Genomic DNA, 10808 nt, shown 5'->3' on the forward strand with positions numbered 1-10808 from the left:
GTTTGCGCCTGCGGCGGGCGGGGGATGCCCGCCGCAGGCGCAAACACCCGCACACGACAACGAACCGCACGCGGCGACACGGGCAGCCCGGCGCAGCCTACGCGGACAGGGCGGCGGCGCCGCCCGCCGCGTCGGCCTCGAGGACGCAGGCCGAGGCGAGCTCGTCCAGGGAGATGTCCAGGGCCGCGGCGAGGGCGGCCACGGTGAAGAAGGCGGGGGTCGGGGCGCGGCCGGTCTCGATCTTGCGCAGGGTCTCGGCGGAGACGCCCGCCGCCGCCGCGACCTCGACCATGCTGCGGTCGCCGCGGGCCCGGCGCAGCAGCGTGCCGAAGCGCTCGCCGCGCTGCCGTTCCCAGGGGGTCAAAGGAGTTCGCACCATGCCCGTGATACTAATACCGGTATAAGAATTGGGTGCACCCAGGGAACGGAACGAGGAGCCACGGACATGGTGGAGATCAAGTCGGATGCCGCGCTGGCGGCCATGCGGGAGGCAGGCCGCGTCGTGGCGCACGCGCTCGCCGCCGCCCGTGAGGCGGCGCGCGTCGGCGTGTCGCTGCGGGAACTGGACGAGGCGGCCCGGGCCGTCCTGGACGCGGCGGGCGCGCGGTCGCCGTTCCTCGGCTACCGGCCGTCGTTCGCGCCCACGCCCTTCCCTGCGGTGCTCTGCACCTCCGTCAACGACGCGCTCGTGCACGGCATCCCCACCGACTACCGGCTGCGGGACGGCGACCTGGTGAGCGTCGACTGCGGCGCCGAACTGGACGGCTGGACCGGCGACGCCGCGATCAGCTTCACCGTGGGTACGCCCCGCCCCGCGGACCTGCGGCTCATCGAGGCCACCCGGCGGGCGCTCGACGCGGGGATCGCCGCGGCCACCGTCGGCAACCGCATCGGCGACATCTCGCACGCCATCGGCACCGTCGCCCGCGAGGCCCGGTGCGGCATGCCCGCGGACTTCGGCGGCCACGGCATCGGCCGCCGGATGCACGAGGACCCCCATGTGCCCAACCAGGGCCGCCCCGGCCGTGGTTACCCGCTGAAGCACGGGCTGATCCTCGCCATCGAGCCGATGCTGATGGCTGGGGGGCGCGGCGGCTACCGCACGGCCTCCGACGGCTGGACGCTGCACACCGAGGACGGCAGCCGGGCCGCCCACTTCGAGCACACCGTCGCCGTCACGGAGGAGGGCCCGCGCATCCTCACCGCGCCGTGACCTGGTCCTCCAGCGCGGAGCGCAGCCAGGTGTGGGAGGCGCCCGGGGTCGGCTGTCCGGGGCCCCGCAGCTCGGCCACGAGCTGCCAGTAGCGGTCGATGCGGGGCTCCACGGCCAGCATGCCGCTCAGCCGGCGGCGGAAGTGGGGGGTGTCCCGCGCGCCGAACGACCGCGCGTGGGCGGTGACGAAGCAGTCGAGCGCCTCACCCGCGCCCGGAGCGCGTCCGGCCAGGACGTCCGGCGCGGCCAGTTCGTAGGCCTCGTAGAGCCCCTCGTACAGGACGGCCGGACGGGGGCCCGCGTCGGGCCGGTGCGCCGCGAGCCGGCGCACGGCGCCGGGCGGGCAGGAGGCCGAGGTGAAGGCGTGCAGCCGGGCGAAGGCCAGCACCTGCGCCGGGCTCGGCTCGTCGGGCGGTTGCGGCACGGCGAGTTCGACGACCCGGGCCAGCACCGGGGCGGGCAGCCGTGCGGGCTGCAGCCAGCGGCGCCAGAAGCGGGCCATCGGGTCCGTGTTCGGCGGTACGGGGACGGCTCCGACCAGCTCCAGCCGCTCGGCGCGTTCCTCGGCGGTGCAGTCCCGCAGCAGTCGCAGGGCGGCCTCCCGCCAGCGCAGCGCGGCCAGTTGGGAACCGAGGGTCCGCAAGTGGCCCGCGACGACGTCCTCCAGGGCGTCCTCCCGCTCCAGGGCCCGCCCCACGTCCGGCACCGGCAGGTCCAGGGCGCGCAGGGAGCGGATCAGGCGCAGCCGGGTGAGCGCCTCGGGGGCGTAGCGGCGGTGGCCGCCCGCGCTGCGGCCGGACTCGGGCAGCAGTCCGCGGTCCGAGTAGAAACGGACGGTCTTGACCGAGACGCCGGCCCGCTTGGCGAGCTCCCCGATGCTCAACGTGCTGTCGGCTTCCACCGCTTGAACCTCCCTCAGGGGGAGCTCCTACCGTACCGGCGAGCGCGGACGGCCGGGACGGCCGCTCCGCGGACCACCGCGTGCGGGGAGGCACACATGACCGTGTTCGTACTCGTTCCCGAGGCCCACACGGGCGGCTGGGTGTGGGAGGACGTCGCCGGCCGGCTGCGCGGGGCGGGCGCGGGAGCCCACCCGGTGACCCTCACCGGCATGGCCGGCTCCGGCCGCCCGGCCGGGCCGGGCACCGTACTGGAGACCCACGTCGAGGACGTCCTGCGGGTCGTCGACTCCCTGGACGCGACGGACGTGGTGCTCGTCGGCCACGGCTACGGCATCCACCCGGTGGTCGCCGCCGCAGACCGGCGGCCCGGCCGCATCGGCCGCGTCGTCCACCTGGACGCGGGCATGCCCCGGGACGGCGACCCGCCGCTGGCGCTCGTGCCCGACCAGGAACTGCGCGCCCGCCTCCCGGCCCCGGCCGCCCCGGGCGACGGCGAGTGGCGCGTCGCCCCGCCCGCGCCCGGGGCGTGGGAGCGCTGGGGCAGCACGGCCGGCGTGCCCGCCGCGGCGCTGGCCCGGCTCGCCGCCGACGCCGCACCCCAGCCCGCCGGGACGCTCACCCGGCCGCTGCGCCTGTCGGGGGCGGCCGCCGCCCTGCCGACGACCGGTGTCCTGTGCACCGGCAACGGTTCGAGCATCGCCATGGTGGAGGGGCTGGTGGGCCTGGGGCACCCCGAATTCCAGGCGCTCACGGACCCCCGCGTCGGCTTCTTCGAACTCGCCACCGGCCACTGGCCGATGCTCTCCGCACCCGGCGAACTCGCCGACGTCCTGCTGAAGGCCGCCGCCGGGGAGGGCCACCGGATCACCGCGACGGATGAACCACCGGCGCACCTGCGGCCGTTCCTCCTCGACGTGCCCGAACGGGCCCGTGAGCGCCACGGGCGGACCGACCTGTACTTCCCGGACGGCGGTGGCGGACCCCGCCCGGCCGTGGTCTTCGTGCACGGCGGCCCGGTGCCGGCCGGCGCGCGGCCCACCCCGCGCGACTGGCCTGCCTTCGTCGGGTACGGCCGCCTCGCGGCGGCTTTCGGAGCGGTCGGCGTGACCGTCGACCACCGGCTGCACGAACTCGGCGACTTCCCGCGCGCCGCCGCCGACCTCGCCGAGGCGGTGGAACTCGTCCGCGCCGATCCGCGGGTCGACGCCGGCCGGGTCGCGCTGTGGTTCTTCTCCGCCGGCGGGCTGCTGTCCGCGGACTGGCTGGCGGCGCCCCCGCCGTGGCTGCGCTGCGTCGCGGCCACCTACCCCGTCCTCGCGCCGCTGCCCAACTGGGGCCTGGCCGCCTCCCGTTTCCGGCCCGCGGCGGCGCTGCACGGCGCGGGCTCGCCGCCGGTCGTCCTGACCCGGGTGGGACGGGAGCGGCCGGAGATCGCGGTGACCGTCGAGGAGTTCCTCTCCGCGGCCAAGGACGCCGGGGCGGACGTGGAGGTCGTCGACGTCCCCGACGGCGGCCACGGCTTCGAGACGACCGACCACGGGGCGGAGGCGCGCGGCGCCGTCGAGCGTGCGATGCGCACCGTCCTCGGGCACCTGCGGGGCTGAGGCTCAGACCCCGGCGTGCAGCCGGGACGGCGGTACGGCCAGCACCGGGCAGGCCGCGTGCGCGACGCAGTAGCGGGCGACCGAACCGCGCAGCGCACGCGGCAGCAGGCCGCGCGACCCCGTGCCGACGACCAGCAGGTCCTCGCTGCGCGCGGCCGCCTTCACCAGCACGTACCCGGCGGGCCCGCGCGCGGTCACGGCGCGGAAGTCCGGCATCCCGGGCAGGTCGCCGGCGCCGAAGGCCTCCTCCAGCGCGACGTTCAGGCGCTGCCGCGCTTCCTGCTCCCAGTCGAAGGGCCGCGGCGGAAGCGGCACCCGGCGGTACGTGAACTCCTCGGGGGGCGGCTCCCACGCCAGGACCGCCAGCAGTCCCGCGGACCGGGACCGGGCCTCCGCGACCGCCCGGTGCAGCGCGGCCAGACTGCCGGGGGAACCGCTCAGGCCGACGACCACCCGCCGGCCCCCGCCCGCTGTGCCCCCGTACGGCGACTCGATCACGGACTGCCTCATTTCTCGACGTACGACGAACGACCACGCGACCGGCTGCACCGAAGCGACCTGTCAGCCCATCCCGGACGCATCGAGCACCGCTCGTGCCGTGCTGCCGTCGATCCGCTCGCCGAGCCGCCCGAGCACCTCGGCCCCCTCGCGGAGCGTGCCGGCGGTACGGGAGCGCCGTGCGCCCGCCTCCAGCCGGTGCCACAGCAGCGGATTGGCCTCCAGGACGCGGGGATCCAGCTCCAGCCACCGGCCGTGGGCGTCCCACAGGACCAGATGCCGTGACACACCGGCGGACTGGCGGACCACGGTCAGCGCGTCGGTCCGCACCCGCCGCTCCCGCAGCGTGCCGCGCACCGCCAGCCACCCGTCGCCCGCGGTCACCCGGGCCGGGTGGAGCAGCGCGAGCACGATCACGGCCAATGCCAGCCACAGTGCCGCGCGCCGCGGGGTGAGCGTTCCCGCTACCGCGTCGAGCGGCACCGCCAGGCACAGGAAGGCGACCGCGCACCCCAGCGCGCGCCGCAGGTCGGCGCGCCAATGGCGGTCACCGACGGTGCCCTGCTGCCCGGGCCGGGAAGCCGTTCGCCGTTCCATGGGGCCGACCGTAGGCAAGGCGGCGGCCCGCCGGGCGCGGCCCTGACGGCCCCTTGACGAGCGCCGGTCCGGTCTTTGCGCGCCCCTGACGGACGGGCTCAGCCGACGTGGACGCGGGGCCTGCGGCTGCGGTCGGGCTCGGCCTCGCGCAGCACCTCGCGGGTGACCGGGGCGACCTCGCCCTGCCCGAAGAGGAAGAAGCGCAGGAAGTTGGCGAAGGGGGTGCCCTCGGTCCACTCGAAGTAGATGTGCGGACGCTGCCCGGTGGTGTCGCGGACGTGCAGCAGGAAGGCCGCCAGTGCGTTGGGGATGGAGGAGCTCTCCAGGGTCAGGACGCGGTAGCGGTCGTGGAGGACCTCGCCGCGGACCACCAGGCCCGCCTCGAACTCGGACGGGTCGGCGACGGTCACCTCGACGAAGACGAAGTCCTCCTCGGCCGGCAGGTCGTTGTCGGACCGGATCTGCTTGATCTTGTCCCGGTACTCGGCGGCGTCCCGCCGGTCGGGCTCGTTGGCGATGAAGCGGATCGTGCGGTGGGAGATGTCCCGTACGAAGCGCTCGGCCATGTCGTCGGTGCTGATGCCGGTGATGCGCAGCTCGAAGGCGCGGGCGAGCCGCGACAGCAGGGAGATCAGCATGATGCCGACGATGAAGCAGGCACCGATCTTGACGCCGTCCGGGCGCTCGAAGACGTTGACGACCGTGGTGTAGAGGAAGACGGCCGAGATCACCCCGAAGGCGATCGTCCAGTTGCGCTGCCCCGCCTTGCGGGCGGCGATGGTCACCGCGATCGCCGCGGAGGAGATGAGCACCAGGACACCGGTCGCGTACGCGCCGCCCTGGGCGTCGACGTTGGCGTCGAAGATCCAGGTGACCAGGAACGCGACCAGGGTGAAGACCAGGACCATCGGCCGCACCGCGCGCGCCCAGTGCGGCGCCATGCCGTAGCGCGGCAGGTAGCGCGGCATGAGGTTGAGGAGGCCGGCCATCGCCGAGGCTCCGGCGAACCACAGGATGCAGATGGTCGACACGTCGTAGACGGTGCCGAAGGCGTTGCCCAGGTACTCGTGCGCGAGGTAGGCCAGCGCGCGGCCGTTGGCCTGGCCGCCGGCCTCGAACTCGTCGGTGGGGATCAGCAGCGTGGTGATGAAGCTGGTGGTGATCAGGAAGCAGCTCATGATCACGGCGGCCGTGGTCAGCAGCTTCTTCGTGTCCCGGATCCGCCCGGCGGGACGCTCCTCGGTGTCGGAGGCGTCGCCCTTGACGTGCGGCATCACCGCCACACCGGTCTCGAAGCCGGACAGGCCCAGCGCCAGCTTGGGGAAGACCAGCAGCGCCACCCCGACCATCACCAGGACGTTGCCGTGCTGCGTGGTCAGGGCGTTCGACCAGTCGGTGACCACGTGCCCGGCGGTGGCCACGTGCCACAGGCCGACGACCACGACGACCACGTTGAGCGCCAGGTAGAGGCCCACGAGGGCGACCGCGACGCCGATCGCCTCCAGGAAGCCCTTCATGAAGACCGCGCCGAGCAGCGCGACCAGCAGCAGCGTGATGAGCATCTGCTTCCCGTGCAGCGCCTCCGTCAGGTGCGGGTTCTCCACCAGGTGGGTGGAGGCGTCGGCCGCGGACAGGGTGATGGTGATCAGGAAGTCCGTCGCCGCGAAGCCCAGCAGCGTCAGGACGAAGAGCTTGCCCTTCCAGAACGACAGCAGCCGCTCCAGCATGGCGATCGAGCCCTCGCCGCGGGGGCTCTCCTCGGCCACCCGGCGGTACACGGGCAGGGCGCCGGCCAGCGTGACGATCACCAGCACGATGGTGGCCACCGGCGACAGCAGGCCCGCCGCCAGCGCCGCGATGCCGGGCTGGTAGCCGAGGGTGGAGAAGTAGTCGACACCCGTCAGGCACATCACCCGCCACCAGCGCTGGCCGTGGTCATGCCGTTCCGGGGCCGCCTGCCCGCCCTGCTGGTGCCGGGCCATGTCCGACAGGCCCTCGAGCATCCACGCGCGAAGCCGACTCGTAGGGACGGGGGAGGTCATCGATGCTCCTGACGTGCTGCCACTGGTTCCCGCCACCACGAGATGGCCTGGTCAGCGTACGCATCGGTCGGCGCCCGATTCCCCGTACGGCCGCTTCGCGCCGTTAAGATTCCGTCAAGAGTGGGGGTTACGTCCCTGACGCGCCCTTTACGCCCGCCGGCCCGGTCAGAACATGGGCACGAGGACGTCATGGTGCGGTCCGCCCAGGACGACCTTGAGCGCTCCGGTGTCGGCCGCCGACGCGAAGACGTCGTAGGCCTCCGCCGTCTCGTGTAGTTCGAAGGTGTGCGTGACGAACGCACCGGTGGGCAGCTTCCGCGCCTCCAGCAGGCGCAGCAGGGTGGGCGTGGAGTACGTGTCGACCAGGCCCGTGGTGATGGTGACGTTGCGGTTCCACAGCTGCTCCAGGTGGAGCGTGACCGGTCGGCCGTGCACCCCCGCATTCGCCACCCGGCCGCCGGGCCGGACCATCCGCGTGCACATCTCGAAGGTCTCCGGCAGCCCCACGGCCTCGATCACCACGTCCGCGCCGAGCCCTCCGGTGAGGTCGTCGACCAGCTGCTCGGGCTGCTCGCCCGCCGTCACCACGGCGTCCGCGCCCAGGTTCTTCGCCGCCTGCAGGCGGGCCGCGGCCAGGTCGACGGCGATCACCGTGTGCGGGGAGCACAGCTGGGCCGTCGCGACGGCGGCCAGGCCGATCGGACCGCAGCCGACCACGACGACCGTGTCCCCGGGCCGGACCCCGCCGTTGAGGACGCCCACCTCGTAGGCGGTGGGGAAGATGTCGGAGAGCAGGACGGCGTCGTGCCCGCCCACGTTGTGCGGCAGCGGGTGGAGGGAGGTGTCGGCGTAAGGCACGCGCACGTACTCCGCCTGCGTGCCGTCGATCAGGTGCCCGAGCACCCAGCCGCCGCCGTCCAGGCACTGCCCGTAGGCCTGCTCGCGGCAGAACCGGCAGCGTCCGCACCCGGAGACGCAACTGACCAGTACCCGGTCGCCGGGCTGGAGGGCGTCCACCTCCGCGCCGGTCTCGACGACCTCGCCCACGGCCTCGTGGCCGAGCACCGTACCGGGAGCGACGTCCGGCACGTCGCCCTTGAGGATGTGCAGGTCGGTGCCGCAGATCGCGGCGGTGTCGACGCGGACGATGGCGTCCCTCGCGTCCTGGAGGACCGGGTCGGCCACCTCCTGCCAGGCGGCCCGTCCCGGACCCTGGAAGACCCATGCCTTCATGGCGTTCCGCTCCTTCGGGCTGAGGTGTGTCCCCCTACCAGCGTGGGCGCGGCGGGCGGCCCTCGCATCCGGCGCCGGGACCGCCCGTCACACCCGGTTCGGCGTCAGATCGAAGCGCACGTCGACGACGCCCTCGACGGACCGCACCAGGCGGTCCGCCACCGGTACCAGGGAGCGGTCCCCGAGCAGCCCGCTCAGGGTGACGACCCCTTCCTCGACGTCGACCTCGACGGACCGCCACGCGCCGGGGAACAGCCGTGCGACCACGTTCTCCCGGACGTCGCGGGCGATGTCCTCGTCGGACCGCAGGAAGACCTTCAGCAGGTCGCCCCGGCTGACCACGCCCTTGAGCATGCCCCGGGCGTCGACGACCGGCAGCCGCTTGACCTGGTGCCGTGCCATGGCGCGGGCCGCCTGGGCGAGCGAGGCGTCGCCGCGCACGGTGACCGCGGGCGCGGTCATCAACTGCTCGGCGGTGAGCGCGGCCGCCTTGCCGGACCCGCGGGACCCGCCGGCCCCGCCCACCGGGGGCGGCTCGTCCACGCGGTGCTCCTCCTTGCGCAGCAGGTCGGCCTCGGAGACGACGCCCACCACGCGCGTCCCGTCCTCCACCACCGGTACCGCGCTGACGTGCCACTGCTCCAGGGCCCGCACGATCTCCTTGAACGACGCGCGGCGGGTGACCGCGACGACCCTGCACGTCATCACGTCGCCCACCGTCATCGGCTGCCGGACGGCGTTCATGGCGGCCTCCTGAACCCGGGATGCGTCCCCTGGTTCCAGTCTCGGCCGGTGCGGCGGCGTGCGCACGGTCCGGCCGGGACCCGCTCACCCCGCGAGGGTGAGCGGCACGGTGTCGAGGACGACCCGGCGGCCGTCCTCGGCGGACAGCACGTACGCCGTGAGGGTGCCCGGCCCACCGGCCGCGCGGTAGGGCACGGTCACGTCGAAGGTGCCCCGGGTGCCGCTGCCCGAGGTGGCCGCCACCCGTACGTCGGCGACCGTGCGGCCGGCGCCGTCGGAGATCCGCAGCCGGAACTCCGCCTCGAAGGTGTCGGCCGTGCCGTGGACGCGCAACGGGGCGGTGACGGTGTCGCCGAGGAGCGGTGACTCCACGAGGACGGCGGGCGAGAACTCCTCGAAGTCGGCGCGGCCGACGGGCGGGCCGGTGGCGACCGTGCCGAGTCCGGCCGGTGGCCCGCCGTCCACGCGCAAGCGCACCTTCTCCACGCCGGGGAACGCCGTCGCGGTGAACACCACCTGGGCGAGCCGGGCTTGCACGGGTGCGCCGGGGGCGGCGTCGTCGTAGCGGCCCGAGAGGTCGACGGTGGCGACGCGGTCGCGTACGGCCAGCGACCGCAGCGCCGTCCCCGACGGGATCGCCGTCGTCCGGCCGTGACCGCGCTCGAAGCCGTTCGGGCCGGCGAGCAGGGCCCGCAGGGCCGCGGCGGCGGTCGCCGGGCCGGTGACCGTGCGCGGCGCAGCCGACAGCTTGCCCTCGTGCAGGAAGTAGACGGCCGCGTGGACCCGGCGGGGCGCCGCCGTGGTGGATGCTGAAGCCGACCCGGACGACGACGCCGACCCGGTCGGGTCCGGCGACCTGCCGCCCGGCGTGGCCGGCGCGGTGCCGGGTCCGCCGGATGCGGCGGTCCGGGAGGGAGCCCCGGAGGCATCCCGGCCGGAGCCGCCGCAGGCGGACAGCAGGGCGAGGGACACGAGCGCGGCGGCGAGCGCCCGCGCTGGGCGTGAGGCGGCGGGCCGGGCAGCGTCCATGTGGGTCCTCCCCTCCGGTATGCGCACAGAGTGCCCGCTCCCGCCCGCGTACGCCATCACCCGGGAGGGTCAGCCGCCGGGCACGACCTCTGCGGGGCGGCGGAAGAGCGCCGCCCAGAGGAAGTCCTCACCGAAGCACGCGGACTCCGCCGGCTCGCCGCGCATGCGGCGCAGATCGACCTCCGCCAGTGCGGAGAAGATCCGGCGCAGCGCCTCCGGGGTGTAGGCCAGGCCGCCGTGCAGCCGGGACTCGCGGTAGAAGTCCGCGTCGTCGAGCTCGGACCCCATGGCGCCGGCGGCGAAGCACGTCAGCGCCAGATGCCCGCCGGGCGCCAGGACCCCGTCCAGCAGCGCGAGGTAGCTGATGCGCCGGTGCGGCGGCAGATGGTGGAAGCAACCCGAGTCGTGGACCAGGTCGTACGGGCCGCGCAGAACCGTCCCGGCCAGGGCGAAGGCGTCACCGCGGTGGAAGCGCACGGCCGCGCCGGCCTCGCGGGCCCGCTCCTGCGCCCAGGCGATCGCGGCGGGGGAGAGGTCGACAGCGTCCACCGTGAACCCCCGTGCGGCCAGGTACCGCGCGTTGCGCCCCGGACCGCACCCGAGGTCGAGGACCCGGCCGCCCGGCGCGATCACGCCCCGGTCGAGCCACTCCACGAGGTTCTCGTCCGGCTTGTCCACGAAGAACGGCACCGGCCGGGACCGGTCCGCGTAGAACGCGTCCCACCAGTCGGCCGCCCCTTCCGTCCAGCGGTCGGCCCCCGCCGCGAACAGGTCGTCCAGGAGTCTCAGCACGTCCTCGACGTCACGGATACCACGGTCCATCAGATCCCCTTTCCCGATGGGGAGACGCTAGGCCGTGTCGTCAAAGGAGCGCCGGCCGCCCGGAGGGCGGGCCCAGCGGCGTCTGGTGCGGTGCATCGTAAGGCGGAGAGTCGTCCTCGTAGTG

The 10808-nt window shown here is 74.6% G+C and carries 11 protein-coding genes; 2 read left to right on the forward strand and 9 right to left on the reverse strand.

What is annotated here, in order from left to right; all coding sequences use genetic code 11:
• Positions 1 to 97: 97 nt before the first annotated feature.
• Positions 98 to 379, reverse strand: coding sequence for a helix-turn-helix domain-containing protein (locus tag PV350_RS39465; RefSeq protein WP_499515691.1), 282 nt, complete (start codon positions 377 to 379; stop codon positions 98 to 100).
• A gap of 66 nt (positions 380 to 445) precedes the next feature.
• Here PV350_RS39465 and map point away from each other — a divergent pair, with 66 nt between their 5' ends.
• The gene (map, locus tag PV350_RS39470; RefSeq protein WP_500338260.1) at positions 446 to 1213 is read left to right on the forward strand and encodes a type I methionyl aminopeptidase; all 768 of its coding nucleotides are present in this window, start codon (positions 446 to 448) and stop codon (positions 1211 to 1213) included.
• Here the strand turns inward: map and PV350_RS39475 are convergent.
• Positions 1200 to 2114 carry a helix-turn-helix domain-containing protein gene (locus PV350_RS39475; RefSeq protein ID WP_500338261.1) on the reverse strand — a complete coding sequence of 305 codons (915 nt, stop codon included), beginning with the start codon at positions 2112 to 2114 and terminating at the stop codon, positions 1200 to 1202. The genes map and PV350_RS39475 overlap by 14 nt on opposite strands.
• A gap of 96 nt (positions 2115 to 2210) precedes the next feature.
• Between PV350_RS39475 and PV350_RS39480 the strand changes: the two genes are divergently transcribed.
• A complete protein-coding gene (locus tag PV350_RS39480; protein WP_500338262.1) occupies positions 2211 to 3719 on the forward strand; it encodes a dienelactone hydrolase family protein in 1509 nt (502 codons plus the stop codon).
• A gap of 3 nt (positions 3720 to 3722) precedes the next feature.
• Here PV350_RS39480 and PV350_RS39485 read toward each other — a convergent pair whose 3' ends face one another.
• The 7 genes from PV350_RS39485 to PV350_RS39515 form a co-directional block, all read right to left on the reverse strand.
• A complete protein-coding gene (locus PV350_RS39485; protein ID WP_500338263.1) occupies positions 3723 to 4217 on the reverse strand; it encodes a universal stress protein in 495 nt (164 codons plus the stop codon).
• Between the two features lie 63 nt (positions 4218 to 4280).
• Positions 4281 to 4814: a hypothetical protein gene (locus tag PV350_RS39490; protein ID WP_499515696.1), complete on the reverse strand. Its 534-nt coding sequence runs from the start codon at positions 4812 to 4814 to the stop codon at positions 4281 to 4283.
• Between the two features lie 98 nt (positions 4815 to 4912).
• Entirely contained in the window at positions 4913 to 6856 is a 1944-nt protein-coding gene (locus PV350_RS39495; RefSeq protein WP_499515697.1) for an APC family permease, read from the reverse strand.
• Between the two features lie 165 nt (positions 6857 to 7021).
• Complete coding sequence (locus PV350_RS39500) at positions 7022 to 8089, reverse strand: zinc-dependent alcohol dehydrogenase family protein (RefSeq protein WP_499515698.1); 1068 nt, start codon at positions 8087 to 8089, stop codon at positions 7022 to 7024.
• Between the two features lie 87 nt (positions 8090 to 8176).
• Positions 8177 to 8833 (reverse strand): CBS domain-containing protein, encoded by a 657-nt coding sequence (locus PV350_RS39505; RefSeq protein ID WP_499515699.1) that lies wholly within the window; start codon positions 8831 to 8833, stop codon positions 8177 to 8179.
• Between the two features lie 84 nt (positions 8834 to 8917).
• Positions 8918 to 9862, reverse strand: coding sequence for a GerMN domain-containing protein (locus tag PV350_RS39510; RefSeq protein WP_500338265.1), 945 nt, complete (start codon positions 9860 to 9862; stop codon positions 8918 to 8920).
• Between the two features lie 69 nt (positions 9863 to 9931).
• Positions 9932 to 10684: a class I SAM-dependent methyltransferase gene (locus PV350_RS39515; RefSeq protein ID WP_499515701.1), complete on the reverse strand. Its 753-nt coding sequence runs from the start codon at positions 10682 to 10684 to the stop codon at positions 9932 to 9934.
• Positions 10685 to 10808: the final 124 nt, after the last annotated feature.

The organism is Streptomyces sp. PA03-6a (assembly GCF_033792765.1).
Taxonomy (GTDB): domain Bacteria; phylum Actinomycetota; class Actinomycetes; order Streptomycetales; family Streptomycetaceae; genus Actinacidiphila.